Genomic DNA, 19542 nt, shown 5'->3' with positions numbered 1-19542 from the left:
CCTTCAAAGCACCGGCAACATCCCCCGAATATGCGCCGCAAACGCCGCCGTCAACGCCGAAGGCCTTGCCCGCGCAATCTTCAGCGTGATGCCCACAGCCGGCAGCGAAGGCAAATCAGGATCGGCATCGAGCACTTGCAGATCGGCGGGCACAGCCGTGCGCGTGATAACCGCGAACGCCTGACCCGAGCGCACCACCGCAATCAGCCCCGACAGACTGCTGCTTGCATACGCGATGCGATACGCGCGCCCCGCCCGCTCCAGCGCATCGCACGCGGCGCGATGATCGAGCGTGTCGGGATCGGAGAGCGCGAGCGGCAGCGGATCGAAATGCGCGGATTGCAGGCCCGCCGAGCCGATCCAGACTAGCGGTTCGCGGCGGATGACGTCATCGTCGGGAGATGCATCGGGTAGCGAGATCATCGCGAGATCGACGGCACGTTTGTCCAGTTGCTCGACGAGGCGCGGCGTCGGCGCGCACAGCACTTCCACCAGCGCTTGCGGATGCAGGCTCGAAAAGCGCTTCAGCAGCGACGGCAGAAACACGGCGGCGTAATCGTCAGGACACCCGAAACGGATGCTGCCCGACAAACTCTTGCCGCAGAGATCGGCCATCGCTTCGTCATGCAGACGGAGAATGCGTTGCGCGTGGACCAGCAAACGCTCGCCCGGATTCGTCAGCACCACGCCGCGCCCGGTCCGCTGAAACAACGGCTGATCGACGATTTCTTCGAGCCGCCGAATCTGTTGACTCAGCGCCGATTGCGTCCGCCCGATGCGCCCGGCGGCGCGGCTCAGCGAGCGCGCATTCGCGATGGCGACGAAGGAACGCAGCAAATCCACATCCAGCGACAGACCCAAGGTATTAGCCCTCCTGCTGGCTCGCATAAGAAGTATTCGTTTCTATCAAAACAGAGGAGCGTCTAGACTGCAAGCTCATCCCACGGATTCGCGAGGAGCGGCACGATGTCCCGAAACGACGACGCAAGTTTTTGGCACAACGCGAGACACCATCTGATCCGCTACGGCGCGACCTTCGAGCCGGCGATCATCGAGCGCGCGCAGGGCAGCTTCGTGTACGACGCGGACGGCCGCGCGATCCTCGACTTCACCTCAGGCCAGATGAGTTCGCTGCTCGGGCATAGCCATCCGGATATCGTCGCGGTCATCAACGAATATGCGGGCAAGCTCGATCATTTGTTCAGCGGCATGCTTTCGCGGCCCGTGGTCGATCTGGCGACGCGGCTCGCCGAGATCACGCCGGAAGGGCTCGACCGCGCGCTGTTGCTGAGCACGGGCGCGGAATCGAACGAAGCAGCCATTCGCATGGCGAAGCTCGTCACGGGCGGTCATGAGATCGTCGGCTTCGCGCAGTCGTGGCATGGCATGACGGGCGCGGCGGCGTCCGCCACGTACAGCGCGGGACGCAAGGGCGTGGGTCCGGCGGCGGCGGGATCTTTCGCGATCAACGCGCCGTTCACCTATCGCGGCACCTTCGAGCGCAACGGCAAGTACGACTATCTGGCGGAACTGGACTACGGTTTCGATCTCGTCGATCGTCAATCTTGCGGCAAGCTCGCGGCGTTTATCGCGGAGCCTATTTTGAGTTCGGGCGGCATCATCGAATTGCCGGATGGTTATATGGCGGCGCTCAAGCGCAAGTGCGAGGAGCGCGGCATGCTGCTGATTCTCGACGAAGCGCAGACGGGCATCGGCCGGACGGGCACGATGTTCGCCTGCCAGCGCGACGGGGTGACGCCCGACATCCTCACGTTATCGAAGACGCTGGGCGCGGGGCTGCCGCTTGCGGCCATCGTCACGTCGGCGCAGATCGAGGAACGCGCGCATGAACTTGGCTATCTTTTCTATACCACGCATGTGTCCGATCCGTTGCCTGCCGCGGTCGGCCTGCGCGTGCTCGATGTGGTTCAGCGCGATGGTCTCGTCGCGCGTGCGAATGTGATGAGCGAGCGGCTGCGGCGCGGGTTGCTCGGTCTGATGGAGCGTCACGAATGCATCGGCGATGTGCGCGGGCGCGGGCTGTTGCTCGGCGTTGAGATCGTCAAGGACCGGCGCACCAAGGATCCCGCCGATGGGCTCGGCGCGAAGATCACGCGCGAGTGTATGAAGCTGGGATTGAGCATGAATATCGTGCAGTTGCCGGGGATGGGCGGGGTGTTTCGTATTGCGCCGCCGCTTACTGTGAGTGAGGAGGAGATTGATTTGGGGTTGGGGTTGTTGGATCAGGCGATTGCGCGGGTGGTTTGACGCGGATGTGAGGGCGCGTGTTACTTGTGGACGGCAGCGTTCTGTCGTGCAAAGGGCCTCTCTTGTTTGTTTGGTTTATTCAGTAGCCGCCTCCCCGGCGGGGGGGTAACTTTCTTTGCTGCTGCAAAGAAAGTCACCAAAGAAAGCAGCTTTTTACACCATGCACGATGGCTGGAGAGGGTTGGTCTGGATTAACGGATGCAGTGGCCGCAATAGGACTTGCCACGAATCACGAGCCGCTTAGGCAACCTAGCGATTTCGCGCTCGAATCTTTTAGCTTTAGTGGACCGCATTCATTCTTTCGGCTATGCGCTACGCGCGCCGAGAGCTTTAGAACCGAATCCCGCAGCCTGTAAGCGCCCAGCCACATCAAACCTCCCCGCAAGATTGCTATTCGGCCCTACCTTGGTTAGTGCCTGAGCGAAAGGCGCAAGCTCGAAGGCTTAACTCGCGTCGGCAAGTGGTGTCATGTTGGCGTTTGCCTTTTAGTCGGAGCACTAACGAACGTAGGGCCGAATAGCAATATAGCGATGGCGCGTGGGGTGGCTGGGCACTTATAGGCTGCGGGATTCCGTTCTTACGTTCTCGGCGCGCGCAGCGCATGGCCGATTGAATGAATGCGGTCCACCTAGACTTGAACATTCGAGCGCGAAATCGCGAGGTTGCCTAAGCGGCTTGTTATGCGCGGGACGTCCTAACGCGGCCACTGCATCGGTTAATCCAGACCAACCCTCTCCAGCCATCGTGCATGGGGTAAAAAGCTGCTTTCTTTGGTGACTTTCTTTGCAGCAGCAAAGAAAGTTACCCCCCCGCCGGGGAGGCGGCTACTGAATAAATCAAACAAACAAGAGCAGCCCCTTCCCCGCAAAATCAAACCACCCGCACCCCCCGCCCTTCCCTCGCCGACTGATAAAGCGCCTCCATCAACACCTGATCCCGCAACCCTTCCTCCCCCGGCGTATCCGCCTCACGATCATCACGCACACACTCCGCGAAGTGATCGATCTCCAGCATGAACTGATCCTTGAAATCCAGCCGCATCTCCTCAACAAGTTCGAAGTCGTCCCTTCGCTTCGCGATACGCATCCGCTGCCCCTTATAAGCAAACGCGTTCTCGATATCGATCCAGCCGCTCTCCAACCGAATACGCATGTCCTTCGATTCATGCGCGCCATAACTCGCCGCACAGTTAGCAATCGCGCCAGAAGGAAAACGCAACATGAACGCCATCGTTTCCTCGACCTGCTCGTAACGCGCATCATCCGGCGGATTGACAATCTGCGCATAAACCTCGATGGGTTCCTCGCCCAGCACATGACGCACGCCATTCAGGCAATACAAACCGATGTCCGGCAACGCGCCGCCACCTGCCATCGCGGCACGCAGACGCCATTGTTCCGCCGCGCCCTGCGCCTGCGCATTGGTCGCCTCGATGATGCGCGGACGCCCCAATTCGCCCGACCTCACGATGCGCGCCGCCGCGCTGTTGAAGACCTCGAACTGGCATCGATAAGCGATCATCAGTTTGACGCGCGCGGCCTTACATGCATCGATCATCTGGCGGGCTTCGGCGGCAGTGTTGGCCATCGGTTTCTCGCAAAGAACGTGTTTGCCCGCTTGTGCTGCGGCGCTCACGTGTTGCGGATGCAAACCATTCGGCGTGACGATATAGACAGCCTGCACATCAGCGTTATCGGCAAGGCGCGAGATGTCTTCATAACCATAAATAGCGCTTTCATCGATACCGTATTGCGCGGCCACCGTGCGCGCCTTCTCGGGCGAACCGGACACGAGCGCCGTCACACGCGCATGCTTGCTGCTGACGAACGCGGGCAAAATCTGTTCGAGCGCAAGCCGCCCCAATCCGACGACCGCGAAGCCCACGCGCTTATCCGGCAATGAAAGCGCGGGCGGCGGCGGCGAAGGTTTGTCCGCCTCGCCGCGCCAGTTGCCGAACGCGACCTTGCCGTCCTTCACCACGCCCGTGTCGATTGCGGCGGGCGCTTGCCATTGTCCCGAAGCGGGAAGCGTCGGACCGCCGGGCGTGCCGGGACCGGTCACGGAAAAGGGAGCGTGATCTTTTGCGGACATGAAAGCGTTCTCCATCGAAATGAATATCGGGCGAAGCAACACCTCATTCATTTCCGCAAATTCGATGCCCGTGCACTCACGAACGCACTCTCACCGCACGCACGAACCACACGAGACACAATCCAACGAACGCCGCCAGCGCCGCCACCACGAGCCCGGCGTGAATCGACGTCACCAGTGCTTCGCGCGCGGAACGCATCATCATGTCGCCGGATTGTCCTGCGCTCACGAGCCGTTCGATCAACGCGGACTGCTCCGCGCGATCCACCAGCAAATCGGGACTGGCGAACGACTTGAGCCATTGCGTGGCCTGATACGCATCGAGCGAGCGATGCACATTGCCCGCATACAAATGCCCGAGCAGCGCGCCGGTGATCGCGGTGCCGAGCATGCCGCCGAAAATGCGCAGCGATTGCAGCAGCGCCGTCACCGCGCCGATCTGCTCGCGTCCGACGATCTGCTGCGAGCAAATGGTCAGATTCGTCGCGACCAGACCAAGGCCGAGCCCGCTCGCGGCCATGCACGCCATCCATACCGCATGCCGTTCGTGTCCGTTGAGCGAGACGAGCGCGAGGCATCCCACCACGCACAGCGCGAAGCCCACATGCATGAGATGGTTCGCGCGCCGCATGCGCGTGACCATGCGATTGTTCAGCACGCTACCCACGGTCGTACCGAGCAGAAGCGGCGTGATGAGCATGCCCGACTCGTGCGGCGACATGCCGAAACCGCCCTGAAACAAGAGCGGAATGTAGAACACCATCGAGAACAACGCAAAGCCGCCAAGCACCGAAATTGCAAACAACGCGATGAGCTTGCGGTCGAGCAAAACATCGACGGGAACAATGGGATAACCCATGCGACGTTCCCAGAAGTACAGCGTGATGCCGAACGCGAGCGCGATCACCGATAGCAGAATGGTCGTCACGCTCACGCCTTCGCGCGGCAGCACTTCGATCAGCAATTGCAGCGCGCCGAACGTTACCGCGACGACGCACGCGCCGAGCCAGTCGAGTTGTATGCGTTCACGCGTTTTCACATGACGCACGTTCGGCACGAACAATCGCACGAAGATAAACGCGACGATGCCCACCGGCACGTTGACAAAGAACACGAGCCGCCAGCCGTGCATCTGCGTGAGCATGCCGCCGAGCGTCGGACCGATCACATTGGCGATGCCGAAGCTCGACGTGACGAGCACCAGCCAGCGCAAGCGCAACCGCGTATCGGGGAATAGATCGGCCACGGCGGCGAACACGGTGCCCAATAAAATGCCGCCGCCGATGCCCTGCACGCCGCGCGCGAGCACCAGAAACAGCATGCTGTTCGCAAGACCGCACAACACCGAAGCGGACGTGAACAGCACGATGGCCGCGATCAGAAACGGCTTGCGTCCGTAAAGATCGCCGAGCCGCCCGAAGATCGGAATGGTGATGACGGATGCGAGCATGTAGGACGTCGCGACCCACGCATACAGATCGAAGCCCTTGAGTTCCGCGACGATGTGCGGCAGCGCCGTGCCGACGATCGTCTGATCGAGCGCGACCAGCATCGTGACGAACGCGATACCGATCATCGCAAGCAAGGATTCGCGGAACGGCAGCGTCTGCCGCTCGGGATCTTCCATGATGTCAGCGCGTCATTGCCCGCCTTCCTGAATCGTCAGGACATTCTTCACCGACTTCACGCCGCTCACCCCTTTGGCGATGGAAGTGGCCTTGTCGATCTGCGAGGCATCCGCTGCATGACCCGCGAGCGTCACCGCGCCATTGCGCGCGATCACGTTAATGCCGATCAGATCGATGCCGCCTTTCTGCAACGCTTGCGTTACCTTGCGGCCGAGTGCGCGATTGGCTTTGCGCATCGCGGATTTCGACGTGCTCGCACTGGCAGATGGCGTGGTCGCGGACGAATCGCTGCTTTGCGGATACGCGTTGAAGGATACGAATACAGCCAGCGCGACGCCTGCCAGTTTGAGCGAATGGTTCATGTTCATTTCGTGCTCCTCTTGTGTGTGGAGTTATCGATCATCGCCTCGAATCATTCTAGACGTCACATTTTTGCGCGAAAGGCGAAGTTTGCTTACCTGAAAGCAAACGGAAGAATGGCATGGAGCTTGCATTTGAATCTGCATTTGCATTTGGATCCAAATTGAAGCGCATTTCTGGCTCAAAAGTGGTGCGTACAGGAGTTTCGATGAAAGACGACGGTGCGGTTTCGCTCGATATGGTGCGTGAAGCACTGCCTTCGACGCGTGGACGTCAGCAGTTGGTCAATGAAGTCTATGAGCGTTTGAAGGACGATATCGCCGCGTTCCGCGTGACGCCGGGACAGCGTTATTCGGAGCAACAGCTTGCCAATGCGCTGGGCGTGTCGCGCACGCCGTTAAGGCTTGCTCTTCATCTGCTCGCGCACGAAGGCTATCTTCAGCGGCTCGATGGACATTCGAGCTGGCAAGTGCAACCGCTCGACATCGCGCATTACGACGATCTGTATGACTTTCGCACCAGCATCGAACTGATCGCGGTGCAGCGCTTGTGTGAGATGCAGACCGCGCCGGATTTATCGGCGCTCACCGCGTTCTGGATGGTCCCGGAAAACGAACGCTGCACGGACGGCAAACAGGTTGCAGCGCAAGACGAACGCTTTCATCTGACGCTCGTGGAACTCGCGGGCAATCGCGAGATGACGCGAACGTTCGGTCAGCTTACCGATCGCATCCGCATCATTCGGCGGCTCGATTTCATCGACGAACAGCGGATCGCGGCGGCCTTCGACGAGCATTCGGCGATTCTCGCGCGGCTCATCGCACGTGATCGCGAAGGCGCGGAGAGGCTTATCAGGACGCATATCGGCGCATCGCGCACGGCGATTCAACACATCACGCTGCAACGTGTCGCGCTGGCGACCGCGCGCATGGCTTATTGACACCCCACTTATTACTCAACGCATCGAGGTTATCAACGTGAACCGCATCAATATCGTCCCGAAGGAGCTGGAAGGCTGCACGGACACCGTGCTGATGAATGACTGGCATGTCGTCGGTTTCAGTGAGGAAGTCGAGGCGGGCAAGCTCGTGCCCGTCACGCTGCTCGAACGCGATCTCGTGCTCTGGCGCGAGACGAGCGGCGCCATTCATGCGTGGGAAGATCTTTGCGTGCATCGCGGTGCGCGCTTGTCCAAAGGCTTTATCTGCGATGACAAAGTGGTGTGCCCGTATCACGGCTGGAATTACGCAGGCTCCGCGCAATGCGTGCTGATGCCTGCCGCGCCCAATGAAACGCCGATGAAAAAGGCGCGCGCGATCGAACATCACGTGCAAGAAAAATACGGCTTCATATGGGTTTGCATGGGCACGCCGGCGAATGATGTGCCGGTGTTTCCCGAATGGACCGATGCATCGTATGCGAAGGTCACGTGCGGCCCTTATCACTTCCGTTCGGGCTATCGCGCGTTGGAGAATTTCGTCGATCCGACGCATTTCCCGTTCGTGCATGCGGGCGTGAATGGTTTGATCGATGCACCCGATACTATTCCGCCATACGAAGTCGAAGAAATTAATGGCGCGCTGCATACGCCCGAAATTCGCGTGACGCAGCCTTATGGCGATCCGCGCAATGTACCGGTGATCGCGTATTACGCTTATCAAATTCTTCGGCCGCTCGTTGCGTACTTCAAGAAGCGCGTGGAAATCTCGGACCCGGCGCGCGCGCATGAAGGCAATCCGGCGGACCGTTTCTGTACGTTCCTCACGGCGCAGCAAGTGGATGAAACGCACAGCATCGTGCGTATTTGCTGCGCGATGAACTTCGATCCCATGCCCACGCCTGCCGATGTACGCAAGCGGCAAGACCTCGTTTATGCGCAGGATGCGGCGATTGTGGATACGCAGCGGCCTGAACGTATTCCGGTGGATTTGCGGCATGAGCTTCATCATCGCAGCGATCTGCTTGGGCAGAAGTATCGAACCTGGATGCGCAACATGGGCGTGACGTATGGCACTTACTTCTGAACTTGCTTTCGATGCTCGGCTTTATTCCATTCGATATGCGACGCCGGATGTTTCGTTGTTCGAATTTATTCCGCAGACGAAAATCGATTGGCCGATGCCTGAAGCAGGCGCGCATATCGACATTGCGTTCGACGATGGGATGGTGCGGCAGTATTCGCTCATCACGCCGTTGTGTGGGCGTGAGCGGTTGGTCGTCGCGGTGCGTCGTGAGCATGACGGGCGCGGTGGGTCGCGACGCTTGCATGACGAATGCCGCGTCGGGCAAATGTTTCGTCTTTCTACGCCGCGTAATCATTTCCCGCTGAGTGCGCGGGACGACGCGGGCAAAGTGTTGTTGCTGGCGGGCGGTATCGGCATCACGCCGATTTATTCGATGTTCGTGCAACTCGGGCGGCATGTGGAACTGCATTACTGGTGCCGTTCGTCCGACGATGCCCTGTTCCGCGATGAACTCGAAGGCCGCGCGGGCGTGACGCTGCATTATTCGCGCGGCCCGGAGCGCAACGCGGCGACGCTCGGCGCGGTGCTCGAAGGCGTGGATGACGACATCGATATCTATTGCTGCGGCCCGGCGCGCATGCTCGATGAATTCGCGCGGTTGACGGCGCATCGGCCTGAAGCGCGTAATCATGTCGAGCGGTTTGCTGCGGCGGCTGGCATGCCGCTTGAGCATACCGGCGCGTTTGTCGTTCAGTTGAAGCGCGCGGGCGTGGAGATTGCGGTCGGAGAAAACGAGTCGGTGCTCGAAGCGCTGCTGCGCGAAGATATCGATGTGCCCTATTCTTGCGAGGAAGGTATCTGCGGGGCGTGCGAAACCAAAGTGCTCGATGGAGAACCGCTGCATGGTGATTCGATTCGCTCACCCGAAGAGCACGCGCGGCGTGGGACGGTGATGATTTGCTGTGCGAGGAGTCGGTCTGCGCGGTTGGTGCTTGATGTTTGAGGTTGTAGGCAGCGGCGCTTGAATTGATGGACGGTTTTGGTTTTGTTGTTCTGTGGTGCAAGGGGCTGCTGGTTTTTGTGCTTTTATTGCAGTAGCCGCCTCCCCGGCGGGGGGGTAACTTTCTTTGCTGCTGCAAAGAAAGTCACCAAAGAAAGCAGCTTTTACCCCTCCGCACGCTGGCTGGAAAGGGTGGTCTGAATTAACGATACAGTGGCCGCAATAGGACTTTCCACGCTTAACGCGCCGCTTAGGCAACCTTGCGATTGCGCGCTCGAGTATTCAAGTCTTAGTGGACCGCATTCATTCTTTCGGCCATGCGCTGCGCGCGCCGAGAACTTTAGAACGGAATCCCGCAGCCTATAAGCGCCCAGCCACGTCACACGTCCCCGCAAGATTGCTATTCGGCCCAACCTTGGTTAGTGCTTTCACAAAAGGCGTGTTTGCCACGCGCGCTCAAACGCTCAAACCCGCATGGGCAAGTGTTGTCACGTTGACGCCTGCCCTTTAGTCGGAGCACTAACCAACGTAGGGCCGAATAGCAATACAGCGATGGCGCGTGGAGTGGCTGGGCGCTTATAGGCTGCGGGGTTCCGTTCTAAAGCTCTCGGCGCGCGCAGCGCATGGCCGAAAGCATGAATGCGGTCCACTAAGACTTGAATACTCGAGCGCGCAATCGCAAGGTTGCCTAAGCGACAAGTTATGCGTGGAAAGTCCTATTGCGGCCACTGTATCGTTTAATCCAGACCAACACTCTCCAGCCAGCGTGCATGGGGTAAAAAGCTGCTTTCTTTGGTGACTTTCTTTGCAGCAGCAAAGAAAGTTACCCCCCCGCCGGGGAGGCGGCTACTGAATAAGCCAAACAAACAAGAGCAGCGCTTCGCACGACAAAACGGCAACACGTAACCCAACCCAATCCGATAGTTACGTGGTCCGGCCAACACTCCCATCCCCCGATTCGCTCCCCCTTGTGGCCCCGACCACAGTGCAAGACCGCTCCAGAGACTAATCTGCAATAAACCAAACCAAAAACAAGGGACCCCCGATGACCCGCATCGCGACTACGCTCCGCATCCAACGCGAAGACCCGTGGTGCCACGACGCCCGGGTCTTGCTCGACGAACTCGGCGCGGTGCTCGCGCTATCGACGGGCAACAGCGGACAGTCCCGTTTCTTCATGGAAGAAGTGTGCTCGGCACGCGGCGCGTTTCTCGTCGCACGCACGCCGGAAGGCGACGCTGTAGGATGCGGCGCGTTCCGGCGCTTCGATTACGGCGTCGCGGAACTCACGCGCATCTACGGCCGTCCGGAACATTCGAACGTGGGCAAGACGCTGCTGGCGTATCTGGAAGAACAAGCGTCCACGGCCGGCTATCACACCGCTTTGGTGAACACGCACAATGCCACGCGCCGCGCCAAGAATTTCTTCTGGCGCAGCGGCTTCACGCCGACGCTCACGTACGGCCCTTTCTACACGACGCAGCGCGAGTTCTACATGGAAAAAGCGCTACCGGCAGGCGGTTGCCGGCACGCTTAAAAAAATCGTTCGGTTTACGAAGCAACCGTCTTCGCACCCAACACGATCCGATGCACGTTCGCTGCGTACACCCACTTGCGCGCGTGCCGCTCCACGAGTTGCATGAACGACGGCGGCCCGCAGCAGATGATCTGCGAAGTCGCGTGCGCCGGACTCACTGCCAGCGACACCGCGTTTTCCAGCGCTTCCTCATCCAGCCCGATGTTGTGATGCACCTCGGCGATGCCGCGAAACTCGTCCAGTTCATCACGAAAGATGGCGCGTTCGGAAGTCCGCGCGAAGTTGTGAATCTCGAAACGCTTGCCCGCATACGCGAGCCGCTTGCCGACACCCGCGATAACCGTCACGCCGACGCCCGCGCAAAACAGCACATAACGCGTATTCGACAGCACGGAAACCGCCGCGCTTCTCGGCGCGCCGACGAGCACTTCGTCGCCTTGATCCCAATGAAACGTCGATGAATCGGGTTGCCGCACACCGAGGATGAACGCATCGCGGCGCGAGGGAATACGCCATAGCGGATGCGATCTCATTGATGCATCGTGATGCTCGCGCATGAGATCGACGATGGCACCATCATCGAAACGTGGAAGTTCCGAGCGGGATTTCGTTTCCAGTTCGACCGCGTGATAACCCTGAGCGAGTTGCCACTTTCGAGTCACGACCGCTGCAATCATATCGTCGTTAGTGCGCATGTCTTCTCCGATGCCAGCCTGATTGAAATCATTGTGGAATTCAGGTTAGGACGCGCCTTCGATGCTCGCAAGACCCGCCCTCGCATGCTTCGTATATCCGATTCGCGATATGCTGCACGTGCACTCGTTCGCACTCCCGATGCCATGTCGATCGATACTCCCGGAACCCAAGGCTATGCAGAGAACGCGCCGCGCATGATCGAACGGTGGGAGCGGATGTCGTTTCATGGCCTTCACGCGGATGTCATGCATTTGCTTCCTGACGCGCCTTCTCATGTGTTGGATGTCGGCGCTGGCAGCGGGCGCGATGCTGCGGTTCTGGCGGGCATGGGGCATGAAGTTGTCGCCGTCGAGCCGGTGGACGAGCTTCGTCAGTTCGGCGAGAGGCGGCATGAATCGATTATGTGGATCGACGACAGCCTGCCGGAGCTTGCCGCCGTGCGTTTGATGAATATGCTCTTCGATCTCGTCATGCTGACCGCCGTGTGGATGCATCTGAACGCGCCCGAACGCCTTCGCGCAATGCAAACCTTGCGCACGCTTCTACGCTCGGGCGGCACGGTACTGATGACGCTGCGGCACGGCCCGATTCCCGAAGGACGGCGCATGTTCGATGTATCGGCAGAGGAAACTATTCGGCTTGCAAGCGAATGCGGAATGCATTCCGCGCTGGTGCTTGAAGGGCAATCGATTCAGGAGGCGAATCGGGAGAATGGCGTGGTCTGGACGCGGCTCGCGTTCAGGGGTGACTGACATCGGTCGAGATGCTGGTCCCCCCGGCAGGAATCGAACCTGCATCTAGCGCTTAGGAGGCACTCGTTCTATCCATTGAACTACGGGGAGATAGACTTTACTAGGGGGACGACCTAGACCTGACAAAATCCCGCCCAAGCCTTACCCAGTCTGCGTTTCCGGTTGATCGCGCTCCTTCCTAATGAAGCACCATGACACGCAGTGACACCCAATTTACCGCCGTCCTTGCTACAATTTTGCTACGAAATCGGCTTTTCGACCCAAAAGCTGATCTGGCACTGCTACAAATCCGAAGGACACCAAGATGGCATCGATCCTGCACATCGGTAGCCGCTGGCGCGCGCAAGTGCGTCGCCGGGGGCAGAGTATAACAAAGACCTTCAAGACCAAATCCGCTGCGCTGTCCTGGGCGCGCGACCAAGAAACAGCGATCGACAAAGGGAACAACGCAGTCGACGCCCGCGCTATCACCGTCGGCGAGCTGATCGTCAAGTATCGCGAGGCCCGCTCCGAATCCGCCCGTCCTATTGCCCCAAAGTCAAACGAGCACTACATCCTCCAGCGCCTCTCGGACGCATTTGGCGACGAGCTGGCCGGGCAGCTCAATACGCAGCGCATCGTCAAATTTGCCCAAGCGAGAAAAGCGGCCGGCGCCGGCGAATACACCATCGACATGGATCTATCAAAGCTCGGTACGGTTATGCGGCATACAGCCTCGTTGATGGACATGGTGCTGCCCGACGCGGTGGGCACCGCTCGCCCAGCCCTGCATCATCTGCACTTGATCGGACCCGGCAAGAAACGCGAGCGCCGCCCGACGAAAGCCGAGATCGAAAAGATCTTCGAATGGTTCGCCGAACACCCCGAGCGCGAGCAAGCGATGCCAGATCTATTGCGGGTGGCGATGCAATGCGCATTTCGCCGTGGCGAACTCTTCTCGCTACGTTGGGACGACATCGACGAAGAAAAGCATCTTGCTCTTGTTCGAGACCGAAAACATCCACGCCAAAAAAGTGGTAACAACGAATGGGTGCCGTTGATCGGAGACTCTTTCGAGATCATCATGAGGCAATCGCGCTTTCCAGTCCCGGAGGAATACGCGAGAAAGCGCGCAGTGGATCCTAGCCACCCTCCGCATAAGAACGAATTTATTTTCCGGTTCGATAAAGGCACCGCAAGCAAATACTTCAAGCAAGCCTGCGATGCAAAGTCAATCTCAGATCTCCGCCTGCATGATCTCAGACACGAGGCAACGAGCGCCCTATTTGAAGCAGGGTGGGAGATTCCCGAGGTTGCAACGGTTACAGGTCACAAAGACTGGCGCAATCTAAAGCGTTACACGAACCTCTGCCCCGCCAAGGTGGCCCGCAAAGGACGTCTTGAAATTGTAAAATCGGAGTCAAGCTAGCATGCCCAGCGCGCCGCCATTGTTTGCGCTTTCTGACGCCCTCATCCCTAGAGCCCTATTGATCCGGCGACAGGCCACCGGAAACGCGCCATAAACACCAATTCTCAGGACAATGACGCGCGCGAGGGTCTTCCGCTACACCGGAAAGCGGAACAACCGATCGCAACCAATACAGTAGTGACAGAAGCATCGACAGGTGCTTGCTCAGCTCTGTGACTTGCACTTTCTCGCCTTTCCCCAAATCGCGGTGCGTCGTCCCGTCATCAAGCCAGATCGGCGTCGACGAGAACACCGACGCCGAGCGAACCGTCCTCCCCGCAGAGAAAAAGCCGAGGCCACGCTTGCTCTGATCCATGCTTCAAACGAGACTTTTTTGTACGCCTCGAACTGTGCACACTGCGCAATGAGCGAAGCGCTCAAAAGGCGCACTGTAAGTACCGCATAGTCAATCATTGCCTCAATCGCTTTAGCTTGCTCGTACTTGGCTGATTCTCAGCGTCATTTCTTGACGCCCTACCTTGACGCAATTACCATCCGTCCGTCTGTCACAACCGAGGCTCAAATCTTGGACTCCTACTGTAGTCGATCGCAGAACGATACGACTGCCTGAGCGCAGAACGCACGACTCAATGAGCCGCCATTCTGCACACAGGCAGGATGGTGCGCGTCAAAGCTTTTTTAGCATCTCCCTCGCACCCACCCTTTTCTCAAACGCATAGGCTTGCGCATTTGCGCTCGTTAATGCTCCCACCGACCGCTGCGGCTCGGGTGGCGAACTTGCCTGCGCCCGACGGTGGGACGCAACTCTTTCATTTGAGCCAGAATTAGCCAGGCAAGGAGGCACCATGTCAGACCCTGAATTTACGCGCCAATCCATTACTCCTTTAGCCTAAACGTAGTCCGCGGCGGTTGTAATCAACCGTGCATCGAGCCCGAACACTGCCGATGAATGTCCACAGCCGACTTAAGACCATAAACCGAGCGATTGCTCGGACGGAGCATCCTAATGTACTTCGCCCTTCTCCTACCAAACCTCGCATTCGGCCACGAGCCCCTCGCGCACCTCTTTCCTCATAGGCCCGTGCGCACCCGTAAGCCCCGAGTGATCGCAAGGCTGCGCAATTGGTTGCGCAGCCGTGTTCGATCCTGCTAAGCGATACGACCATTCGAGTTTCCCAAAAATCAACACTTAAACGATCAGAGTGTCAGGTAGGCGATCCTATCTGACACATAAACTTGTCATGAAAAATCAGAAGAGCAAACATCACGCGAAGGCGACTAACAGAGGATTCCTACGTAATGGTCGAGCACGTCGCCCCGTTGACTTTCTATCAAGTGTTACCTACGAGGCCTTCAATAGCATTGAAGTGACGCTGCTGCATACGAACGGTTCGCTTAACGGCTTGATCGAATCTGACGCTGCCGATCGTTTGCATAGTAAGGGCAAAAACGAGGTAGCGCACGACAACGCACCGCACGCCATTGTTCAATTAGCTTACGCTTTCCGAAACCCATTTGTAGTAATCCTGCTCGTACTCGCGGGCATCAGCTACTGCACGGACGTCTATTTTGCTTCGCCCGACCAACGCGACTGGAACAGCGTGATTATCTTGCTGGTGATGGTCACTGTGAGCAGCCTTCTGCGCTTTTTCCAAGAGTATCGTTCAAATAGGGCGGCAGAACGCCTAAAGTCCATGGTGTGTAGCACTGCAACTGTCGTGCGACGAACCTCCAAAACAGCGAAGCCAGTTAGACGGAAGGTCCTCCTGTCCAGTCTCGTCGTAGGTGATATCGTCGACTTGCATGCTGGCGATATGATTCCCGCAGATGTTCGCCTTATCGATTCACGGAATTTTTTGGTGAGTCAGGCAGCCCTTACGGGCGAGGCCCTACCCGTTGAGAAATACGACACGCTTGGCGCCGTCATGCAAAAATCGGCGACTCGTACTTCGAAGGACTCACGCGATCTGCTTGAACTTCCAAATATTTGTTTCATGGGCACGAACGTAGTAAGCGGAAGCGCAACTGCGGTTATCGTAGAGACCGGTGCAAACACGTATTTCGGTACTCTCGCCAAAAGCGTGATCAGCCGCAAGCGTATCGAAACCAGTTTTGACCGAGGTGTGAATAGCGTCTCATGGTTGCTGATTCGCTTTATGCTGGTGATGGTGCCCGTAGTTTTCCTGATAAATGGCATCTCAAAAGGCGATTGGTTGTCTGCTCTGACGTTTGCGCTGGCGGTCGCGGTTGGCCTCACGCCCGAGATGCTCCCAATGATCGTCTCGGCCAACCTTGCAAAAGGAGCCATCGCGATGTCCCGTCGGAAGGTCGTGGTCAAGCGTCTTAATTCAGTCCAGAATTTCGGTGCCATGGATGTACTATGCACCGACAAGACAGGCACGCTGACACAAGACCGCATCATCCTCGAACATCATTTAAACGTAAATGGCGTTCGAGACGACCGAATCTTGGAGTTTGCTTGGCTGAATAGCTTCCATCAGCGTGGCCAGAAGAATTTGATGGACATGGCGATAGTTGAGCAGGCTGAGAAGTCTGGCTTATCTCCTCTCTTCACTCACTACAAGAAGGTGGACGAGTTACCGTTTGATTTCGAGCGCCGACGCGTTTCAGTCGTGCTCGAGCACGAAGCAGGTTCTCAACTCATGGTCTGCAAGGGCGCAGTCGAAGAGGTGCTCGACGTCTGCACATCCTTTCAGGAAGACTCAGGAGTCCGCGCTCTTAAGCAATTTGAGCGCGCTGCGTTGCTCACTCGTTCTCAGGTGTATAACAAGCAAGGTTATCGAGTACTGTTGATCGCGACACGCGAGATCCCGCCAAGCGATGCTAAAACTCACTTTCAAGCTGGCGACGAGCGTGAACTCGTAGTTCGGGGTTTCCTGACTTTCCTTGATCCGCCGAAGGATTCGGCAGCCCGTGCGATCCGCGCCTTGAATGAGCACAAAATCAGCGTAAAGGTGCTCACCGGCGACAATCCAATTGTGACAGCGAAAGTGTGTCGCGATGTTGGCCTTGAGCCAGGGACGCCTCTGCTTGGCCGTGACATTGAAGATATGACCGACACTGAGTTAGATGCTGCCGTCAAGCTAACGACCGTCTTTGCAAAGCTCACTCCGCTGCAAAAGGCTCGCGTCGTGAACGCCTTCCAGGCAAACGGACACACGGTGGGATTTCTCGGAGACGGAATAAACGATGCGGCTGCATTACGCGACGCAGACGTCGGGATCTCGGTCGACACGGGCAGTGATATCGCGAAGGAAACCGCCGACATAATCCTGCTGGAAAAGGATCTAATGGTGCTAGAACAAGGGGTCATTACGGGCAGACAAACGTTCGGCAATATCCTCAAGTACCTAAACATGACAGCGAGCTCAAATTTTGGCAACGTGTTCTCAGTGCTTATCGCAAGCGTTTTCCTCCCTTGGGAGCCAATGCTGGCCGTCCAGCTGCTGATCCAGAACCTTATCTACGATCTGTCGCAGATGTTTTTGCCGTGGGACAAGATGGACTCAGAGTTTTTAGCGAAGCCTCGGAAATGGGAAGCAGGCGATATCCGCCGTTTCATGATCTGGTTTGGACCTACTTCGTCCGTCTTCGATATCACGACCTTTTGGTTGCTTTGGACAGTATTCGGCGCTGGCGCCGCATACTACGCGAACGGAAGTGGCCAGATCATCATGAACTCTGGCTGGTTCATCGAGGGGCTTGTATCGCAGACGCTCGTCGTTCATATGTTGCGCACGCAACGTATCCCGTTCTTTCAAAGCGTGGCCGCCTTGCCTGTGGTGCTTTCTACAACTGTCGCGATTTTTTTAGCTTGCTGCCTACCGTATTCTCCATTCGCACACGCGCTTGGCTTCCAAGCGCTTGATCACCGTTACTGGGGGTGGCTCATCGCCACGATGGTTGCTTATATGCTGCTGGCGCAAGCCGTCAAGACTGTCTATATCCGCCGCTACCGACGTTGGTACTGAAGCGCAATCACGTCGATGCGAGCAGCACGATAGCAAATGCGCTCGCCTCACGAAATAATGACAGAGAACTCAGCAATGTCCTCAAGGAAAAGAATCTTGCGCGCTGGCGCGACAATCGGCACCCTTATTCTTATGATTCGGACTGCTAACGCCGAAAGCAGCGTATCCCTGTATGGCGAACTGGATGCTGGCTTTGCATGGCTCAACAATGTCGGTGGTCGCGGCCAGCTTAAGGCCGTTAGTGGCCTAATCGATGGCAGCTTTGTAGGGCTGAAAGGTTCAGAAGAGTTTGGCCGCGATACTCAGGCGGTGTTCCAGATCGAACGAGGAATCTCGGTTATGTCTGGAACCAGCGTCAACGATCATCCTTTTTACTTCGGCATTTCCAAGGAGTCAATCGGGACAGTCACGTTAGGCTATCAGTACGATCCTATCCACGATTATCTTGCTCCTTTGACGTTGACTGGCGGCACAGGCGGCACTGCGTTCGCGCATCCGTTCGATAACGACAACGCAAATAACTCGTTACTCGCGCACAATGCGATCAAATATGAAAAACAATTAACCAACGATTGGAGAATAGGCGGCTTTTATGCCTTCTCAAATGCGGCAGGAAATTTTTCCAACAATCGAGCGTATGGAATAGGCGCTAGCTACCAGAACGGCTCATTGAGCGCCGGTGCCGCTTGGCTGCATGTTAGTGGAGCGGGAAAGAGTGAAGCAGGTGCGTATGACGCCACGCCTCTTCCCGCGTTTCGCCATGAAATAGTCGACTCTTCGGTGCAAACGCAAAACTGCTATGGCATCGGAGTAAATTACTTGTTCGGCGATGTTACCCTTGGGGCGGTATGGACCCGATCGACGTTCGTTGGTATAGCCGACTTAAAAAACGGTAGCGAGATGCCCTCTATCGAGTTCAGCAACTACGAAGTGAACGCAACTTTCCAGTTAACGCCTTCACTTTCGGTTGCCAGCTCGTACACGTACACGAAGAGCTCGAACGATCATTGGCATGCGGGTGGACTGCAGGCAGTTCGACTCATCTCGAAGCGCACCGACGTTTATTCTGAGGTCATCTATCAACACGCGTCGGCAGACGCGCGTGCGCTCATCGCTGGTTTTAACCCGTCAACAAGCCGAACTCAGTTGCTCGTCGGTGCCGGCTTCCGGCATCGATTCTAACTAGAGCGAGAAACGCTCGTCCCGGGAGAACGGGTGCCCTTCGGGTCGCTAACCGCGCACTGACAGGGCTTCAGTGCTTCTCTTAATGAAACAGTCTCCATGACGATAAACGTGCAAGGAGAGAAAGCTTGAAGAATGCACACCAAAACCAGCGCATCGATCGAGTCAGCGAACACGCATCCATGATGCATGAACTAACTCGGCTGCGTACCGCACTGTCCCTGATCCACGAGATAGCGCACGGACCAACACGGCCTAATGCTCTCAGCGAAATTGCTCGGCTTGCACGATGCGCGCTGATCTCTTCGGCACCACCCAATTACCTAGATTATTAAGGGTAACAGAACAATCATGTGGATTTTATGTTCGTACCGAAAATGCCGCAGGCTACAACCATCAAGCTTGTAAACCGGATGATATTCGGACTGTCGATCTTAGTTCCTTCGGTTATCACGGTAGACATTTAACAGATGCTATTTGAAGCCCTCTACCGAAAGCTTGCTTCTCGCCACGAAGCCCTGCGCTGCTGTAGCGTGGCGACGTACTGCTGCAAATATTCTGCTTTCGCGCGAGCATCGGCATCCGCGCCGTCTGCTATTTCGAAAAGATATTTACCAAACCTCTGGTGATAGCTCGGCGTAGCGACGGGTTCCATCGCCCATGC

Annotated in this window: 14 protein-coding genes and 1 tRNA gene; 9 read left to right on the top strand and 6 right to left on the bottom strand. The window is 57.4% G+C overall.

The window, feature by feature from the left end; translation table 11 throughout:
- Window positions 1-3 precede the first annotated feature (3 nt).
- Window positions 4-888, bottom strand: coding sequence for a LysR family transcriptional regulator (locus ACZCWR_RS07630; RefSeq protein WP_487303089.1), 885 nt, complete (start codon window positions 886-888; stop codon window positions 4-6).
- A 78-nt stretch (window positions 889-966) separates the two neighbouring features.
- On the opposite strand from ACZCWR_RS07630, the gene ACZCWR_RS07625 reads away from it, so the two are divergent.
- A complete protein-coding gene (locus tag ACZCWR_RS07625; protein ID WP_487303088.1) occupies window positions 967-2268 on the top strand; it encodes an aspartate aminotransferase family protein in 1302 nt (433 codons plus the stop codon).
- 870 nt (window positions 2269-3138) lie between these two features.
- Here the strand turns inward: ACZCWR_RS07625 and ACZCWR_RS07620 are convergent.
- The 3 genes from ACZCWR_RS07620 to ACZCWR_RS07610 form a co-directional block, all read right to left on the bottom strand.
- Window positions 3139-4359 carry a Gfo/Idh/MocA family protein gene (locus tag ACZCWR_RS07620; protein WP_487303087.1) on the bottom strand — a complete coding sequence of 407 codons (1221 nt, stop codon included), beginning with the start codon at window positions 4357-4359 and terminating at the stop codon, window positions 3139-3141.
- Window positions 4360-4435: 76 nt separating this feature from the next.
- Entirely contained in the window at window positions 4436-5986 is a 1551-nt protein-coding gene (locus ACZCWR_RS07615) for an MFS transporter (RefSeq protein WP_487303086.1), read from the bottom strand.
- Window positions 5987-5998: 12 nt separating this feature from the next.
- Window positions 5999-6355, bottom strand: a complete 357-nt coding sequence (locus ACZCWR_RS07610) for a BON domain-containing protein (RefSeq protein ID WP_487303085.1) — start codon at window positions 6353-6355, stop codon at window positions 5999-6001.
- A gap of 200 nt (window positions 6356-6555) precedes the next feature.
- On the opposite strand from ACZCWR_RS07610, the gene ACZCWR_RS07605 reads away from it, so the two are divergent.
- The 4 genes from ACZCWR_RS07605 to ACZCWR_RS07590 all read left to right on the top strand — a co-directional run bounded on the left by ACZCWR_RS07605 (window position 6556) and on the right by ACZCWR_RS07590 (window position 10848).
- The gene (locus tag ACZCWR_RS07605; RefSeq protein ID WP_487303084.1) at window positions 6556-7287 is read left to right on the top strand and encodes a GntR family transcriptional regulator; all 732 of its coding nucleotides are present in this window, start codon (window positions 6556-6558) and stop codon (window positions 7285-7287) included.
- Between the two features lie 37 nt (window positions 7288-7324).
- A complete protein-coding gene (locus ACZCWR_RS07600; protein WP_487303083.1) occupies window positions 7325-8371 on the top strand; it encodes a Rieske 2Fe-2S domain-containing protein in 1047 nt (348 codons plus the stop codon).
- 94 nt (window positions 8372-8465) lie between these two features.
- Entirely contained in the window at window positions 8466-9314 is an 849-nt protein-coding gene (locus tag ACZCWR_RS07595; protein WP_487303082.1) for a PDR/VanB family oxidoreductase, read from the top strand.
- 1042 nt (window positions 9315-10356) lie between these two features.
- The gene (locus tag ACZCWR_RS07590; protein ID WP_487303081.1) at window positions 10357-10848 is read left to right on the top strand and encodes a GNAT family N-acetyltransferase; all 492 of its coding nucleotides are present in this window, start codon (window positions 10357-10359) and stop codon (window positions 10846-10848) included.
- Between the two features lie 14 nt (window positions 10849-10862).
- On the opposite strand, the gene ACZCWR_RS07585 is transcribed toward ACZCWR_RS07590, so the two are convergent.
- Window positions 10863-11543: a ferredoxin reductase domain-containing protein gene (locus ACZCWR_RS07585; RefSeq protein ID WP_487303080.1), complete on the bottom strand. Its 681-nt coding sequence runs from the start codon at window positions 11541-11543 to the stop codon at window positions 10863-10865.
- 144 nt (window positions 11544-11687) lie between these two features.
- Here ACZCWR_RS07585 and ACZCWR_RS07580 point away from each other — a divergent pair, with 144 nt between their 5' ends.
- Entirely contained in the window at window positions 11688-12296 is a 609-nt protein-coding gene (locus ACZCWR_RS07580; protein WP_487303079.1) for a class I SAM-dependent methyltransferase, read from the top strand.
- Window positions 12297-12311: 15 nt separating this feature from the next.
- On the opposite strand, the gene ACZCWR_RS07575 is transcribed toward ACZCWR_RS07580, so the two are convergent.
- Window positions 12312-12386: transfer RNA gene (locus ACZCWR_RS07575), tRNA-Arg, on the bottom strand.
- Window positions 12387-12600: 214 nt separating this feature from the next.
- Between ACZCWR_RS07575 and ACZCWR_RS07570 the strand changes: the two genes are divergently transcribed.
- The 3 genes from ACZCWR_RS07570 (at window position 12601) to ACZCWR_RS07560 (ending at window position 18878) form a co-directional block, all read left to right on the top strand.
- Window positions 12601-13704 carry a site-specific integrase gene (locus tag ACZCWR_RS07570; RefSeq protein ID WP_459908663.1) on the top strand — a complete coding sequence of 368 codons (1104 nt, stop codon included), beginning with the start codon at window positions 12601-12603 and terminating at the stop codon, window positions 13702-13704.
- Between the two features lie 1241 nt (window positions 13705-14945).
- Window positions 14946-17696 (top strand): magnesium-translocating P-type ATPase, encoded by a 2751-nt coding sequence (gene mgtA, locus ACZCWR_RS07565; RefSeq protein WP_487303078.1) that lies wholly within the window; start codon window positions 14946-14948, stop codon window positions 17694-17696.
- 96 nt (window positions 17697-17792) lie between these two features.
- Window positions 17793-18878 carry a porin gene (locus tag ACZCWR_RS07560; RefSeq protein ID WP_487303077.1) on the top strand — a complete coding sequence of 362 codons (1086 nt, stop codon included), beginning with the start codon at window positions 17793-17795 and terminating at the stop codon, window positions 18876-18878.
- Window positions 18879-19542: the final 664 nt, after the last annotated feature.

The organism is Caballeronia sp. A2-2 (genome assembly GCF_057612605.2).
This window is presented reverse-complemented; position numbering and strand designations above follow the sequence as displayed.